The sequence below is a fragment of the Pseudomonas sp. KK4 genome, from assembly GCF_001984065.1.
In the GTDB taxonomy this organism is placed as follows: Bacteria; Pseudomonadota; Gammaproteobacteria; order Pseudomonadales; family Pseudomonadaceae; genus Aquipseudomonas.
The window spans coordinates 1-16,857 of sequence record NZ_LYVP01000114.1 but is presented as its reverse complement, the minus strand read 5'-3'; the positions used below and the strand labels follow the sequence as shown (position 1 = coordinate 16,857).

Here is a 16,857-nt window from a genome sequence, read left to right as displayed (position 1 = left end):
TCGCAACCCAACGGGAGCAAGCTCCCTCGCCACAGAGGGCTGCGCTGGATTCAGAAAATAAAAAACCGCGACCCCCAATGGGCCGCGGTTTTTTCATGCCGCGCAACGAGTGCTGCAAGCCTGTCAACGAGTAGACCTGGTAAGACTTTTATATGTAGTAAGCCGGTTGTCAGAACGCACTATCAGTTCTGCTAGTACCCAACCTCAATGTTCCATCGGATACTCAGCACTCACTCGGAACATTGGGAGTTACCCCATGTCCTCGCCCGGTCAACACCTGCTGTGCCAATACCGTTTCGATCCACTGGACCGCCTTGTCAATCAGGCCCAAACGGATGCACCGGTGAGTCAAAGGTTTTACTGCCGAGCAAGATTGGCCACTGAGATACTAGGTGCACTGCGGTATCGCATCTTTCAGCAAGGTGACCAACTATTGGGGCAGCAGCGTAGTGAAGGCGTCGAACTCGACACTCTGCTGTTGGCAACCGATCGACAACGCTCGATTTTGCACACGCTCACCGCCAATCTACCGCCCAGTCCCGTCAGGTATTCTGCCTATGGTAATCGCCATGCGGCCGGTGAATTACTGAGCCTCCTGAGTTTCAACGGCGAGCAACCGGATCCGGTAACCGGGCACTATTTATTAGGCAATGGCTACCGAGCGTTCAACCCTGTGTTGATGAGGTTCATCAGTGCGGACACGTTGAGTCCATTCAAAAAAGGCGGGATGAATGCGTATGCCTATTGTTTGGGGGATCCAATCAACTCCATTGACCCCGACGGACATTCTCCGTTGATAGCCGCCACAGTTTTGGCGCGCTGGCGTCGGTTTGCCAAATCCTCGGCAGCGTTCAAGACAGAACTCATGCAAATAAAACAAACAAACACTATAGATTTGATTGGTATGTACCCGACAAAAAACTCTCTCAAACCTGGTGTCTCACCCGAAACAGCTATCGAAGCACGTAACCGTATTGCCCATCTTTCATATTTGGGAGGTAATAAACGTAATTGGATTAACAAATTTTTGAACGATCTCGCCGATACCAAAAGAGAGGTCGCGTTAGTTGAAAAGATGACAGGCGTACCCGCAAGTCATAGTAAAAAGCTTAAGTTACTCAATTATTTAAAAGGCGGGAAACATACTCGAGTGTTTTCCACAGAGAGGCTATGGGCGGCCTCCAGAGGGGAGTTTGACGCTCAAGTGCCACTTCATCTGCGTCCCGACAAGGCAGAAGCTAAATTCTATAGGAGTGAATTTGAAAATTATCGTGCGATCGGACCTATTGCTTTTTCAGAAGAGGCTTATCGGATCAGAGATATTTACTTCGAGTAAGACAAGACGACATTCACGCTACCGATCAACCTCAAGTAACCCGCTTTTCCCACCCTATCAGCCAGCCCATAAAAAAACCGCGACCCCCACCGGGCCGCGGTTTTTTCATGCCGCGCGATTATTGCTGCAACACTGTTGCCTGGTTGGCCGAACCCATCTGCTGCACGGTGGCCGTCTGGTAGTTGCCGCTCTGGTCGACGCTGGCGATGTTGCCGGTGCCGCCCTGGGTGACGTAGGCCACGTTCATGGTGTCAGCCTGTTTGACGGTGATCATGTTGTCGTCGCCGTACAGCTGGGTGGTGAAGGCCTGGTTGCCGCTGCCTTCCTGGTTGAACTCGGTGCTGTTGCCCGTGCCGTTGGTGCTGCCCTGGGCCAGGTTGGTGGTGCCGCGCTGATCGGAGATCAGGATGTTGTCGGTACCGTTCTGATCGAAGTACAGCTCGTTATACGCGTTGGCCTGGCTGACCGTGGTTTTGTTGCCGGTGCCTGTCTGGTTGGTGGTCATGATGTGGCCGACGCCATCCTGTTTGAAGCTGGCGACGTTGTTGGTGCCGTTCTGGTTGACGGTGGCGCGCTGGTTGCTGCCGAACTGACCGCCCAGTTGCGGGCCTTTCCAGTTGCTGGCGTAGACCTTGTTGCCGCTGCCCACCGAGGTGGCGTTGAGCACATGGCTGTCGCCGCTCTGGTAGGTGAAGTGCACGTTGCCGGTGCCCTGTTGATAGAGCGCGACGGTGGACCCCAGGGACTCGAACTGGTCGGCGTAGATGGCGTTGAGGTCGCCCACCTGCAGCACGTTGGCCACGTTGTTTTCGCCGAAGCTCTGGTCGACGATGGTTTCGTTGGTCTGCCCGTACTGGTTGATGGTGGCCTGGGCATTGACCTGGGTGTCCTGCCAGACTTCGGTGCCGTTGCCGTCGCCGTACTGGTTGATGGTCAGGTTGCCGCCTTCGCCGTAGCGCTGGTCACCGTAGGCGTAGTTGGTGCTGCCGGCCTGGTTGATGCTGATCTGGCCGCTCATCTGTCCGATCTGCTCGGCGGTGGCGTAGTTGGTGTCACCGTACTGGATGATCACGGCATTGTTGTTGCCGCCCAGTTGAATCTGTTCGATGTTGGCTTCGTTGTTGTCGCCGTACTGGTAGGTCTTGCCAGAGGTACCTTCCTGGCTGTCCTGATAGACGAACGAGAAGTTGCCAGTACCTTCCTGCTGTTGCAGCGCCTGGCCATTGCCGACACCGATCGACTGGCTGGCATGGGCGGTGTTGGACGCACCGATCTGGTTTTGGGTGATGCTGCTGTTGTCTTCGAACAATTGCTCGGCGTAGCCGGCGTTGAGATTGCCGATCTGCGTCTGGGTGATGGTGCTGGTGGCCGTGTCTTGCACAGCCGCGGCGTCGTTGCCTTCACCCAGTTGCTGCTGGGTGGCGGTGCTGAACGGCGCGTTGCTCTGTTTGACGTCGGCGATGTTGGCGGTACCGGACTGGTTCTGGGTGGACACGCTGTCATCGGCCAATGCCTGGACACTGACAACAACCAGGATGGCGGCGGTAAGGGGCGTCAATTTGAACATGATGAAACCTCCAAGGAGTGCAGTGCTTTAGCGATATTGAGTGACCGATACGCTCATTCCATTTCCTGCCTGGGTCACAGCACTTTGCTGTCCCGTGCCAGCCTGGACGATGTTGGCGTCGTTGTTGTTGCCGTTCTGGGATATCTGCGCGCGGTTGTGGCTGCCGCTCTGGTTGATGGAGGCGGAGTTGCCGGAACCTTGCTGGTTGATCAAGGCCATCAGGTCGCTGCCTTGTTGCAGGATGTAGGCTTCCTGATTGCTGCCCGACTGTACGATCTGGCCGAGCAGCGACTGGCCGTTCTGTTGCACGAGCGCGATGTTGGCCTGGCCGTTCTGGTCGATCAGGGCATGCTGGCCCACAGGGGGTGGCAGCTCGCCCAGGTCGGCACCGGGGGCCAGGTCATCGTTTTCCATCAAGTCGTCGGCGCGCACGCCTGCACTGCTGCAAAGCAGAAGCAGGCAGAGCAGGGCGGCGGTCGACGTTTTCATGGCGTGTTCCTTATGCGAAGAGCCTGCCCTCCCGACTCGGCGAGTCGAGAGGGCGTGGACTCAGTTGGAGATCACTTGCACCGTACGCACCGTGCCTTGGGAGGAGGTGATGGTGGCGGTCGGGTTCGCCGACGGGATCACCGTGGTCAGGTTGTTCGCCGTGAACCTCCAGCGACCGGTCACCGGCACCGTGGTGGTGCCCAGGGTCTGCAGCCCGGTAGGGGTCGTGACCTGGATGGTGATGGTGTTGCCGGTGGTCACCGAGGACGTCCCTGCAAAGTCCCAGGTGAAGCGGTTGTTGGATCGGGCCGACACCGTCGCCGTGGTCACCGTGAAGGTTTCCGCAGCAGGCCGTGGCGAGACTTGCACCGTGACTGTGGCCGGCGTCGCCGACACAGCGCCGAAGCTGTCCCGCACGAAGTAGGTGAAGGTCGTGGTGAAGGCCGTGGTCACCGTGGCCGGTGGGGTGTAGGTCAGGACCGTGCCATTACTGCTGACGGTGCCGCGACCTGCCGGTGGTTGGGTGAAGCTGTTGATCGCCAGCGGCAGGTTGTTTTCCGGATCGGTGTCGTTAGCCAGCACACTGATCGGAATCGCCACGCCCAGGGTGGTGGCGGCGTCGGCGACAGCCGTTGGCGCCTGGTTGGGCGCCACGGTGATGGTCACGGTCGCCGGGGTGGTCGAGGCCAGGCCTTTGGCGTCTTGCGCCTTGTAGGTGAAGGTGGTGGTCAGTGGTGCGTTGACCACGGCCGGTGGGGTGTACACGACGGCGGTTGTACCGTTCAACGCCACGGTGCCCTGGCCGGCGGCCGGTTGGGTCAGCGCGGTGATGGTCAGCGGCGTGTTGTTGTCCGGATCGCTGTCGTTGGTCAGCAGGCTGAGGGTGATCGGCACCCCGAAGCTGGTGCTGCCGGTGTCGGCGACGGACAGCGGTGCCTGGTTCTCACCGGTGTCCGGTGCCGTGCCCACCACAACCACAGGTTCGACGTCGCTGCCGCCGGCGGCGGATTTGACGGTGACAGTGGCCGGTGGTTGCGGCAGATCGGCGATGGTCAGGGTTTGCAGGGTGCCGGATTTGGTCAGGCGTCCGTACCCTTGGGCAACCATGTCCGGCACGGCGACTTCATCGGTGGACCGCGCCTGGATCAGCAGGCTGTGATTGCTCCAGTTGTAGCGAGCAGTCTCGATTTTCACCACATCGCTGAGCTTGCTCGACACCGCCGTAGGGCGGGTGGTGCCGGCCGGATTGGTGGCAGTGACCACCACGACCGGTGGCACAGGCCCGGTGATCAGGTGGTTGCCGAAGAACTGGCCGGTACCGTCGCCCACCAGCGTGGTCTGGCAAGGCGTAGGTGGTGGTCCGGGAACCAGGGCGATGCTTTCGCGAAAGCACAGCGTCGAACTGTTATCGGCTTTGGCGAAGACCTCGACGCGAGTGCTGGTGCCTGTACCCGAGGTGGTACGGCGATAGGTGGCCCGGTTGAGTTCCACTTGGGTTTGCGCCCGATTGTCGAGGACTTTACCGGACACCGTGAACAGGTTGGTCTCGATCGTACCGGCAGGGCCCTGGATGCGGACGAAGTTGGTGTTGTTGGGGCTGCCGGTGACTTGTTCGGTGAGGTTGGGGTCGCCGACGAAGGTTTCGACGGCGCCCGTATCCGGGTTCACCTCTGTGTAGGGGCCATTGAGGCTGCGCAGGAACGGGCCGACGGCACCGGCCAATGCCCCGCTGAATACGCCTGGCGCGCCGACCCCGATGTCTCGGGTGATGTTGATGGCGCGACGACCCGGGGTGGTGACGTTGACCGTTTCCACGCCATACGGGTGAGTGATGGTGTAGGTCCCGGCAACGGGCACGTTTATGCGCATGCGAATCCGCGCAAAACTGATCTGATCGCCATCGAGCGGGTTCCCGCCGGCAAATGCCGCTTCTATCCCGGCGACGTAGGCGTCCATGCCGTAACCGGCGGCGTTGTTGGGGATAGCGGTTTCGGCGAGGAACCAGAAGGATTCGTCTGGCCAGTTATCCGGAAACACCATCGGCAGGGTGTCGTCGAACACACCCGGGGTCGGCAGCAGGGTGCACATGTAGGCCGGTGGTGTGCTGGCCGGCACCCGCGAACTCGCGGCCCGGGACTGGCACAGTTCCATCGACAGTTGATTGTTGTCCTGATACCAGATCGGGAACTTGCCCGAGGCAAAGGTATAGGGGCCGGGGTCGACGGCGGCGAGTTGCGCGAAAGCGCTGCCGGACAGCGATAGAGTCAGTCCCAGGGCGTTGAGCGCCAGGCGTGGCAATTTGTTCATGATGCCTCCTGATGAGGATCTGGCCATGTGAGCGTTCATTGCACGATGACCACTTCTTCGGTGTCGCTGCCGCCATTGGATGACGTCACGCGAACCTTGGCCGGTGGTATCGGCGAGAGGCCGGTCGACAGGGTTTTCTCCGCGCCGTTGCCGCTGAGGGTACCGATGGGGACACCCGTGCTCGTGGTGGCGGTCAGTACCGGCGGCGAGGTTTCATCGCTGGTGGAGGCCACGATGGTGATTTGCCCGGTGTTGAGGTTGTACTGGGCCTGGGAGATCACCACCAGGTCGGTCAGCGGCATGGGCACGGTGGTCGGCGAACTGGTGGGGATCGCCAAGTGGTTATCGGCGGTCACCTGCAGGGTGCTGGGCAGGGTCGGATTGGTGGCCGACTGGGCGTACCAATGGCCGGTGGTGTCAGCTTCGGTCAGCTTCAACACCGGGTTGTTGCTGTCCAGGGTCACCAAGGCGGGCGGTGGCGGGGCCATGACGAACACGTCCTGCTGGGCCACCGGGGCACTGCTGCCTGCTTTACGCGAGTACGTGCTGCGCTCGGCGATCACCGGAGTGGGCCGGGCCACGGTCGACAACTTGCCGGAAATGGCCATCACCGTGGTGCGCAAGTCCAGCCCGTTAGGGCCTTCTATGCGGATGTAGTTGGTGTTGAACGGGCTGCCGGTAAAAGCCTCCAGCAGGTTCGGGTCGCCGACGAACTGTTCGGCCTGACCGGTGACCGGGTTGGTTTCGGTGTAGGGGCCGTTGGCGCCGCGCAGGAAGGGGCCAATGTCACCCTTGAGCGCGCCGTCATAGGTTTTCGCCACGCCGATGCCGATGTCCCGGGTCATGTTGATCGCCCGGCGTCCGCCGGCAGGCACGTCAAAGATGTCGACGCCGTAGGGGTGGGTGATGGTGTAGACGCCGGCTGTGGGCACGTCGACCCGGATACGGATGCGGGCGAAACTGATCTGGTCGCCTTCCAGGGGGTCGCCACCGCTGAACGCGGCCTCAACGGCGCTGACGTAGGTCAGATCGATACCACGCGCAGCATCGACAATCGTACCGTCACCGGTAAACCAGAACGCTTCGTCAGGAAAGTTCGTCGGGAAAACCACCGGCTGCGTGTCATCGAAAATGCCGGGATTGGGCAGCAGATTACACATGTAGGTCGGTGCACCTGGCGCGCTTGGTACCCTGGAACTGACAGCCTTTGACAGGCACAGATCAAGGGTGCGGCCGTGGGTGTCCTGATACCAGGAAGCGAAGTTGCCGGTAGCGGGCAGGTAGGGTCCGGGGTCTACAGCAAACAGCGCGGCCTGGGCAACGCCTTGGGCCAGAGCGGTCACAGCCAGTGCGAGCGCGGTTTTGGACAGTAAAGGGTGCATGAGTATTCCCTCTATCAGAGTACCTGTCCCTTGGAGGTGGGTCAGTTGAGGGAGAGTCGGCAACTCCCATGCCAACCCGTGAAAATTGCCATGAGAGGCCCGGTTCAAAGGCGTTCACCGGACAATGGGGAAGGGTTCCCCCAACAGTGGGAGCGGGCCTCTTTCCCCAGAGTTGGGGGTAGGTGGGGGCAGCGGGACAAGGCGGGACAGTCGTTGCCCAAAGACGGGCAAACGGCCAGCAGTGAGCTATAAATCTATAGGGGCATCCGGGGACAAAACATCAATGACCATGCTGGCCAGGACACTTCAGTCCGACAAGGGCGATATGCGCCTGAGCACACGCAAACAGCCGTTCAATCTGCTGCGCTGGTTTTCGCTCATCAGCATGGCGGTGATCGGTACTGTGGCGGTGGCGCTGGGCTCGGTGTCGACCAAGTTCGTGATCACCGAGAGCGTGCAGCGCGATGCGTTGCTCACCTCGCAATTCATTCAGGCGATCGCCTCGGCTGAAGTACGCCACGTGGCGATTCCCCACGTGCGGACCATGGGTGACTTGCTCGACCCGCGCAAGGACCGGGAATATTCCGACGTCGACCCGATGGCCCGCGCCAACGCCCGGGGGGAATTCCTTGACCACGTCGAGCACCTGCCGGACGTGATCCTGGCCAATATCTACGCCCCCGACCGCATGGTGATCTGGTCGACCAACCCGGCGTTGATGGGCACTACGATCCACGCCGATGAAGACCTCGACCAGGCCTTCGCCAACAAGACACCGGTGTCGGCCAGTTACCACGACGTGGACAAGTCGCGCATGGAGCAGAAGTTCGTCACGCCGCCGGAATACATCTTCATCGAAAACTACATCCCGCTGTTCGACGCCGACGGCAAGAACGTCACGGCCATGGTCGAGATCTACAAGGAACCCAAGGACCTGATCAACCGTATGGAGCGCGGGCTGGTGCTGATATGGGTGGCCACGGCCCTGGGCGGGGCACTGATTTATTTCGGCCTGTACTGGATTGTGCGGCGCGCGGCGATCCTGCTGGCAACCCAGCAGAAGCAATTGATCACCAACGAAACCTTCGTCGCCCTGGGGGAAATGTCCTCGGCGGTGGCCCACAGTTTGCGCAACCCGTTGGCCACCATCCGTTCAAGCGCCGAGCTGGCGCTGGAGTTCGACAGCGGCGCGGCGCACAAGAACATCAAGGACATCATCGGCCAGGTCGACCGTATGTCGAAATGGGTACGCGAGTTGCTGCAATCATTGCGCCCGCTCACCGACGATGCCGAACCCGTGAACCTGGTGGCCTCCCTGCATGACAGCCTGATGGCCTTCGAACAGCAGATCGCCAAGGGTCGGATCCGGGTCGTGTTCGAGCCCAAGGCAACGCCCATGGTGCTCAGCCAGCAGGTGCAACTGACGCAGATCCTCAACAGTCTGGTGGCCAATGCGCTGGAGGCCATGGACGAAGGCGGCACCCTGTCCGTTTTCCTCGAGCCGACCGATGCACAAGGCGTGAGCGTAGTGATCAGCGACACCGGCAAGGGGATGAACGAGGAACAACGGAAAATGGCCTTCCGGCCGTTCTTCACCACCAAGCAGGGCGGGCTCGGTGTCGGGCTGGTCCTGGTCAAGCGCATCATGGAGCGCTTCGGCGGCGCCGTGACCCTCGACAGCCGCGAAGGCGAGGGCACGTCTGTCCGTCTGTCGTTCAAGTTGGTTCCCTGATATTGGGTGCGAACTTTCCCCGCTAGCGGGTGTCATTCCCCAGTCACTTTCCCCGGTCATGGCACATTGATGTTGATAAGCCATTGTTTTTATAAGCGTTAATACTTTCGTATAAAACGGTTACAAATTTGGCGAGGGAATTGCAAAACCTCCATCACTCCCTTCACGCATACGAGGCGGCAGGTGATGGACACAAAATCGCGGTATCCCTCCAAGTGGTTGTTGACGCCTTTGAGCGTCCTTATATCAATGACGCTAAGCACAGGGATGCTGCGCGCAAGCCCGATCGACGACGAACGACAGCCTGAACCGACCGATCCTTCGGCCTACTACGACGAACCGGCCGACGAGGCCGCAGCGTTGAATGCCATCCTGACCATGCCGGAGGCCAACCAGGACTCGTTCGACCTGCCCGATGGCGTCAAAGGCACTCGGGACAGCACCCGGGTGGAAAACCAGCTGCCGCCAGCGCAGCAGACCAGTTTCAACTACCCCACCAATGGCAAGCCGAGTCCGTTGTTCGGCGCCCAGCCGTTCACCCAGCAAATGCTGCTGTTCGAAGAATTCGGGCCGGAAAAACTCGACCCCACCACGCCAGCGGCGCAACTGCCGTTTCCACCGCCGGGCATTGGCCCGTTGCCGGAGCAAGACCCCACCAGTGTCGCCCGCAGTGCGCCACCCAGCGCGGCGCTCGATGCGTTCCTGCGGCAGCCAGGGCTGACACCCTTCCCCAGCCAGTACTCCAACTCGGTGGACCGCAACCCGTGGCAGGCGCAGATCGAATACTTCCTCAACCGCCATATCGGCTCATCCGCCGAAGGTCGCCCACCAGGAAAGGGCTGGTCCCACCAGCGCTGGAACGAGTTCTACCCGCAGAACGCCTACAAGACCGTGCAGACCGGTATCCGGACCAACGGCGGCCTGCGTGACGATCGTCAGATGCACCACTACGCCGTGGGCGAGTTCGGTCCCGGTGGCCTGTACCACAACGTCGCCGGTATTGCGGCAACCGACGGTACTTCCAAGGGCGTCGAGCCGCGCCTGCATCCGCTGATGCCGGTGCAGAAACACAACTCGGTGTGGACCTTCGACGGCACCCTGCCGCCCAAACTGTTGATGGTGCGTTACGGCCAACCGGTGCTGATGCGTCACTACAACGGTTTGCCGATCGACCCGGGGGCCAACATGGGCTTCGGTCTGCACACCATCAGCACCCATGAACACAACGGTCACGCACCGGCCGAAAGCGACGGCTATGCCAACGCATTCTTCTTCCCCGGGCAGTACTACGACTATCGCTGGCCGATCCAGCTGGCCGGTTACGACAGCATCAACACCAAGGCGGAGGACCCGCGGGCGGCGTTCCCCTGTGCACCGGGCGAGACCCTGTGGACCAATGACATGAGCCCCGGCCGCAAGACTTGCGACCACGGCACGATCAAGATCCGCGGCGACTGGCGCGAGACCATGAGCACCCACTGGTTCCACGACCACATGCTCGATTTCACCGCGCAGAACGTCTACAAGGGCAACGCGGCGATGATGAACTACTACAGCGCCCTGGACCGCGGCAACGAATCGGTGAACGACGGGGTCAACCTGCGTTTCCCCAGCGGCAGCGCCTTGCCTTGGGGTAACCGCGACTATGACGTCAACCTGGTGTTCGCCGACAAGGCCTGGGATCAGAACGGTCAACTGTGGTTCAACCCGTTCAACACCGATGGCTTCCTCGGTGACCAAGTGGTGGTCAACTGGGGCTGGAAACCGACCCTGGACGTGCGGGCCCGCAGCTATCGGTTCCGCATGCTCAACGGCTCGGTGTCGCGCTACTACAAGTTCGCCCTGGTACGGGAAATCAAGGGCACCAGCGGCGAATTCCAGGGGCCCAAAGGCTCGGGTGTGTCCTATGCCCGGGTGCCGTTCCACATGATCGCCAACGACGGCAACATCATGGAACACGCCGTGCCGTTCGACGGCACCATGGACCTGGACGCCGACGGCGACAAACAGAACCACAACGCCATCCTGCCGACCCAGGGCATCGCCGAGCGCTTTGACATCATCGTCAACTTCGCCAAGAGCGGCATCAAGCCGGGGGACAAGATCTTCTTCGTCAACCTGCTGGCCCACGACGACGGCAAAGGTCCGAAAGAACCCATCCCGCTGGCCGACGTGCTGTCGGAGAAATACCTGGCGGTGATCAAGCAAACCAGCAAGGGACCGCAGTGGGACAAGGGTGATCCGGCGGTGGGCAAGGTGTTGCAACTCAACGTCAAGGCCTACACCGGTCAGGACCTGGCCATGGACCCTTCGCTGTACGAGCCGGCCAAACCGGGCAAGGCCGAAGGCCTGGTGATGATCCCGTTGAAGATTCACCGCGACAACGCTGCCGACAAGGCACTGCTGGCCAACGCCCGCCACCGTACCTTCACCTTTGGCCGTTCCGACGGCACCGATGAGGCACCCTGGACGGTCAAGACCGATGGCGGCTTCGGCTTCCACATGGACCCTCGTCGCCTGAACGCGGCCACCCAGCTCAAAACCGGTCCCACCGATGCCGGCACCAGCGGTTTCGGCACCCTTGAGGTGTGGAACATCAAGGCGGGCGGCACCGGCTGGAGCCATCCGGTCCACGTGCACTTCGAGGAGGGGATCATCCTCAGCCGGGGCGGCAAGGCGCCGCCAGAGTGGGAAAAATGGGCGCGCAAGGACGTGTACCGCATCGGTTCGGAAAAAGACGGCCTGGACAGTGTCGAGATGGCGATCAACTTCCGCGAGTTCGCCGGGACTTACATGGAGCACTGTCACAACACCCAGCATGAGGACAACTCGATGCTGCTGCGTTGGGACATCGAGAAGCCCGGTCAATTCCAGTTGATGCCGACACCGCTGCCTAGCTGGGATGGCGTGCGCTACGTGAACTCTGCCGCACTGCCAACCTTCCGTACTGGCGACGGCTCGGGTCCTAAAGTGACCGTCAAGCAATGAAAAGGGAGGGTGCCGACATGACGTTGCCTACACCACGCTCACGCGCCTTGGGCATGCACTTGATACTGGTGCTGGTGACCGGTCTGCTGGCCAGCCGGTTGCTGGTGGCCAACCAGGCGCCCTCGGCACCCGCTCCCGCTCCTGCCGCTGCGCAAGCCGTTGCAGCGGCACCCGAGAAACCAGCCGAAACATCCGCCACCCCCTGGGGTGGCGACTATTTCCCCAACACCTTGCTGACCGACCAGAACGGTCGGCAGGTGCATTTCTTCGATGACCTGATCAAGGGCAAGGTGGTGGTGATCAACTTCATCTTCACCTCCTGCAGCGATTCCTGCCCGCTGGAAACCGCGCGCCTGCGCCAAGTGCAGAAGTTGCTCGGCGACCGGGTCGGCAAGGACATCTTTTTCTACTCCATCAGCATCGACCCGTTGAGCGATACCCCTCAAGTGCTCAAGGCCTATGCGCAGCGCTTCCAGGTCGGGCCGGGCTGGCAGTTCCTCACTGGGGAATTCGCCGATGTCACCGAGCTTCGGCAAAAGCTGGGGCTGTTCATCGAAGGCGTCGACAACGGCCGCAGCAAGGACCACAACCTGAGCCTGATCGTCGGCAATCAGGAAACCGGTCGCTGGATGAAAGCCTCACCGTTCGAGAACCCCTGGATCCTGGCCGATCAACTGGCCAACACCCTGCAGAACTGGAAACAGCCAAGCATCGAACAAAGCTATGCCAACGCCCCCGAGATCCGCCCGCCGAGCAATGGCGAAGAGCTGTTCCGCACCCGCTGCGCCTCGTGCCACAGCCTCGGCCCGCTGGACGGGGAGGGCATCGGCCTGCGCAGCATCGGCCCGGACCTGATCGGTGTGACCCGTCAGCGCGATCCGGCCTGGCTCAATCGCTGGATCCGCGAGCCGGACCGCATGCTCGCCGAGAAAGACCCGATCGCCCTGGAGCTGTTTGATCGGTTCAATAAAATCCCCATGCCCAACCTGCGCATGGATGAGCATTCGGCGCAGTCGATCATCGAGTTTCTTCAGGAAGAAACCGATCGCCAGCACCCTCCGGCAACCCCGATGACAGCAGAAAACGAAGAGCCCGAACACCACCACGCCATTGCCGTGCCCGCTGGTTCTCAAGGGCCGACGGTGCAATAGTGGCTAAATACTTTCAATGCGCCGCCAGTGATGATCAATGACACCTACACTGATGCGAGACGCAGCTGATAAGGCCTGATGACAAGCGACCAGGACAGTCCCATGCAGATTCTGGAAGAACAAAAAAAACCTGCGCTCACGTTGGCAGCAGAAGGCAAGGAGTGGCGGCCACCGTTCAATCTGGTGCGCTGGTTCTCCCTTGCAAGCTTTTTCATCATCGCTGCCGTGGCCCTGGGGCTGGGCTACATTTCTACGCGTTTTGTGGTCGAGGAGAGCATCGAGCGCGATTCGATGCTCACCGCGCAATTCATCCATGCCATTGGCGATGCCGAAATACGTCATGCCGGGATCACGACGAACAGGACCATGGGCGAAATGCTCGATCCGCGCCTGGATAATGCCTATCCCGATGTCGCGCCAGGTGCTCGTGCCGCTGCCCGCGTTGAATTTCTCGATCATGTCGAGCACCTGCCCGATACCTTGCTGGCGGTGGTGTATGCCCTTGATCGCACGGTGGTCTGGTCGACCAACCCGGAGATGGTCGGCATGCGGGTCGAAGGTGACGAAGAGCTGGATGAGTCCTTTGAAATGAAGGAGACCGTATCGACCAGCTACCACGAAATCGACGAAGAGCGTCCTGAGCAAAAGCTGTTGCGTGAGCCTGAGTATCTGTTCATCGAGAACTACATCCCGATGTTCAACGCCGACAGAAGCAAAGTGATCGCCATGGTGGAAATCTACAAGGAGCCGATCGATCTGGTGGAGCGCATCCAGCGCGGATTCAAGGCGATCTGGCTGGCGACACTGCTAGGCGGGGCGGCGATTTACCTGGGGCTGTTCTGGATCGTGCGCCGTGCGGCGATTCTGTTGCAGAGCCAGCAAAAACAATTGGTGGCCAACGAAACCTTCGTCGCCTTGGGCGAGATGTCTTCGGCGGTGGCCCACAGCCTGCGCAATCCATTGGCCAATATCCGCTCCAGTGCCGAACTGGCCCAGGAGATCGCCAACCAGCATGCGCAGAAAAACATCGGCGACATCATCAGCCAGGTCGATCGCATGTCGCGCTGGGTGCGCGAGCTGCTGGTGTCGTTGCGACCGGTCAATGACGACTACGAAGACGTCGACCTGGTGTTGGCCGTGGACGATGCCCTGAGTGCGTTCGAACCCCAAATCAAACGCTCGAATGTGCAAGTGAGTTTCACTCCCAAAAGCGTGCCACCGGTCGTCTGCCAACAGGTGCTGCTCACCCAAATTCTCAATAGCCTGTTCGCCAATGCCCTGGAGGCCATGCCCGGTGGCGGCGTGCTGAGTATCGAGATTGAAACACCGCTGCCCGGCCAGGTGAGCCTGATTCTCAATGACACCGGCAAGGGCATGACCAAGCAGCAGCAACAAATGGTCTTCAAGCCATTCTTCACCACCAAACAAGGGGGGCTGGGCGTGGGCCTGGCCCTGGTCAAACGGATAATGGAGCGTTTCCAAGGCTCGGTCGAACTGACCAGTCGGGAGCAGGAAGGAACCCGTGTTTGTTTGAATTTTATAGTGGCAACGGGAGGGGAATATGGAACACAGCATTCTGCTGGTCGAGGATGATGAACTCCTCGCCGAGAACATTCAGACCTACCTGGAGCGCAAGGACTTCGAGGTAACGGTCTGTCACTCGGCTGAAGACGCACTGGAGCAAATGAAGACCTTCGCGCCGGATGTGGTGCTGACCGACAACTCATTGCCGGGCATGAGTGGCCACGACCTGATCCAGAAGTTGCGCATCAGCGCGCCGGATCTGAAGGTGATCATGATGACCGGCTACGGCAACGTCGAAGACGCCGTGGTGGCGATGAAGGAAGGCGCGTTCCACTACGTGACCAAACCGGTGGCGCTGCCGGAACTCAAACTGCTGCTGGACAAGGCCATGGCCACCGACCGGATGGAGCGTACCCTGTCGTTCTATCAGGAGCGCGAAGCGCAGAAATCCGGGGTACAGGCGCTGATCGGCGAATCGGCGCCCATGGTTTACCTCAAGGGCACCATCACCCAATTGCTCGATGCCGAGCGGCGCATGGCCAACACCGATCTGCCGCCGGTGCTGGTGGAAGGCGAGACCGGCACCGGCAAGGAACTGGTGGCCCGTGCCCTGCATTTCGACGGCCCGCGAGCCAAGGGTCCGTTCATCGAATTCAACTGCGCCTCGATTCCGGCCAACCTGGTGGAGTCGGAGCTGTTCGGCCACGAGAAGGGCGCCTTCACCGATGCCAAGGACCGTCGCGTCGGGCTGGTGGAAGCGGCCGATGGCGGCACGCTGTTTCTCGACGAAGTGGGGGAAATGGACCTGATCCTGCAGGCCAAACTGCTCAAGTTGCTCGAAGACAGGACCATCCGCCGGGTGGGCGCGGTCAAGGAGCGCAAGGTCGATCTGCGGGTGATCAGCGCCACCAACTGCAACCTCGAGCAAATGGTCCAGCAGGGCAAGTTCCGCCGCGACCTGTTCTTCCGCCTGCGCATCATCTCGATCAAGGTGCCGCGCCTGTATGCCCGCGGTGAAGACATCCTGCTGCTGGCCCGGCATTTCCTGGCGGCCCACGGCAAACGTTATGGCAAGCCGCACCTGCGCTTCAGTGAGCAGGCCGAAGAGCTGCTGCTCAACTACAGCTGGCCGGGCAACGTGCGCGAACTGCGCAACATGCTCGAGCAGACCGTGCTGCTGGCGCAAAGCGATGTGGTCGCGGCCCATCAACTGAACGTATGCATGAGCCTGGTGGATGAGCCGCCGCTGTTCCAGCACGAGATGCCACCGAGCGAACCGCGCCCGGTCTACAACGGCACCGAGTCGATGAACCTGCCGGAGGTCGAGCGCGACATGGTGCGCAAGATGCTCGACAAGACCGACTGGAACGTCACCAAGTCCGCCCGGCTGCTGGGCCTGAGCCGCGACATGCTGCGCTACCGCATCGAAAAACTCGGCCTGGCACGGCCGGACAAACGCCAGTGGTAGGCGCGAACATGCTCGCGAGGGTCGTTAACGATAACGCTGGGTGCCTGACACCCCGCGGTGTTCTGTCGTCCATCGCGAGCAAGCTCGCTCCTACAGGGCGGGGCCTGGGGTACGCAGACAGGCCAGCATGCACGTCGGGTCGAGGACTTCCTGGTTGACGTAGACGCCGCGCTCCTCATCGTAGGTGCGGATGAACACACGCACGGTGGCATCGGCCACCGTCGGCAGGCGTGAATCGGAGAATACGTGTTCGCTCGATACGGGGGTGAACGTCTGGGGCGATGAAGAAATGTACGCCCCCGGCGGCACGGTGCTCAATGAAGGCGGGGCCGGGTGGGCAAAGGGCTGGTCGTCCCCGTAATAACTGAATTCACTGCTCGACTGCTCGGTTTGCATCAGACTGTCATCGGCCTGGACACAGGTGGCGGCGGTCAGGCAAAGGGCAAGCAACAGCGTCTGTTCGATCGTGTTCATGGCAGCACCTGCGGCATCGGATGTTCACGCATATCCCCAAGGCCATTAACTATAGCGTGCCCTGAACAAACACGACTTGGCGGCTACCAGAGGGGGCCGATGCGCCTTTACTCTGCATCCGGCCTCAAGAGCGCATTGGCCTGCACGGGTCTGTTGGCCAGGGTTCGACCCAGGGCTTGCCCGGTCATCTCGATATACCGGTAGGTGAACATCGACACCAGCACCACCAGGCCCGCGACCAGAAAAGCGATGACGTTGTTCAACAGCGCGTGGCCGGTGTCAAGAAAACGCGTCCCGTCAATCATCGGAGCGATGTCAACACCGAGGAATTTTCTCGCCACCATGAAGGCCGACACTGCACAGAACAGAACCGCCGCGTGGGTCAGGTAGATGGAATAGGACAACCGGCCCAGAAACCGCAAGACCCGCCCCCCCAACA

Annotated in this window: 11 protein-coding genes and 1 pseudogene; 6 read left to right on the top strand and 6 right to left on the bottom strand. The window is 60.8% G+C overall.

The genetic code is table 11. The annotated features are described in order from the left end of the window. The first annotated feature begins 256 nt into the window (after nt 1-256). Nucleotides 257-1,336 (top strand): RHS repeat-associated core domain-containing protein, encoded by a 1,080-nt coding sequence (locus B0W55_RS24615; protein ID WP_077048513.1) that lies wholly within the window; start codon nt 257-259, stop codon nt 1,334-1,336. A gap of 118 nt (nt 1,337-1,454) precedes the next feature. Here the strand turns inward: B0W55_RS24615 and B0W55_RS24610 are convergent, their stop codons facing one another. The 4 genes from B0W55_RS24610 to B0W55_RS24595 are packed head-to-tail and all read right to left on the bottom strand — an operon-like array spanning nt 1,455 to nt 7,081. Continuing rightward, entirely contained in the window at nt 1,455-2,903 is a 1,449-nt protein-coding gene (locus tag B0W55_RS24610) for a curlin (RefSeq protein WP_077048512.1), read from the bottom strand. 27 nt (nt 2,904-2,930) lie between these two features. Then, complete coding sequence (locus B0W55_RS24605) at nt 2,931-3,392, bottom strand: curlin (RefSeq protein ID WP_077048511.1); 462 nt, start codon at nt 3,390-3,392, stop codon at nt 2,931-2,933. A gap of 60 nt (nt 3,393-3,452) precedes the next feature. Beyond that, the gene (locus B0W55_RS24600) at nt 3,453-5,699 is read right to left on the bottom strand and encodes an Ig-like domain-containing protein (protein WP_077048510.1); all 2,247 of its coding nucleotides are present in this window, start codon (nt 5,697-5,699) and stop codon (nt 3,453-3,455) included. A 35-nt stretch (nt 5,700-5,734) separates the two neighbouring features. Then, complete coding sequence (locus B0W55_RS24595; protein ID WP_077048509.1) at nt 5,735-7,081, bottom strand: hypothetical protein; 1,347 nt, start codon at nt 7,079-7,081, stop codon at nt 5,735-5,737. Nucleotides 7,082-7,364: 283 nt separating this feature from the next. Here B0W55_RS24595 and B0W55_RS24590 point away from each other — a divergent pair, with 283 nt between their 5' ends. From B0W55_RS24590 to B0W55_RS24570, 5 genes are all read left to right on the top strand, one after another. Beyond that, nucleotides 7,365-8,813: a HAMP domain-containing sensor histidine kinase gene (locus B0W55_RS24590; RefSeq protein ID WP_077048508.1), complete on the top strand. Its 1,449-nt coding sequence runs from the start codon at nt 7,365-7,367 to the stop codon at nt 8,811-8,813. Nucleotides 8,814-8,999: 186 nt separating this feature from the next. Then, nucleotides 9,000-11,801 carry a multicopper oxidase domain-containing protein gene (locus B0W55_RS24585; RefSeq protein ID WP_077048507.1) on the top strand — a complete coding sequence of 934 codons (2,802 nt, stop codon included), beginning with the start codon at nt 9,000-9,002 and terminating at the stop codon, nt 11,799-11,801. After that, entirely contained in the window at nt 11,798-12,952 is a 1,155-nt protein-coding gene (locus B0W55_RS24580; protein ID WP_077048506.1) for an SCO family protein, read from the top strand. Before B0W55_RS24585 ends, B0W55_RS24580 begins: the two co-directional genes overlap by 4 nt. 102 nt (nt 12,953-13,054) lie before the next feature. After that, nucleotides 13,055-14,545, top strand: a complete 1,491-nt coding sequence (locus B0W55_RS24575; protein WP_077048505.1) for an ATP-binding protein — start codon at nt 13,055-13,057, stop codon at nt 14,543-14,545. Further along, entirely contained in the window at nt 14,514-15,944 is a 1,431-nt protein-coding gene (locus tag B0W55_RS24570) for a sigma-54 dependent transcriptional regulator (protein ID WP_077048504.1), read from the top strand. Before B0W55_RS24575 ends, B0W55_RS24570 begins: the two co-directional genes overlap by 32 nt. A 90-nt stretch (nt 15,945-16,034) precedes the next feature. On the opposite strand, the gene B0W55_RS24565 is transcribed toward B0W55_RS24570, so the two are convergent. Beyond that, nucleotides 16,035-16,418 (bottom strand): hypothetical protein, encoded by a 384-nt coding sequence (locus tag B0W55_RS24565; protein ID WP_077048503.1) that lies wholly within the window; start codon nt 16,416-16,418, stop codon nt 16,035-16,037. A gap of 107 nt (nt 16,419-16,525) precedes the next feature. Next, nucleotides 16,526-16,857: pseudogene (locus tag B0W55_RS30885) on the bottom strand (hypothetical protein); the annotation flags it as partial.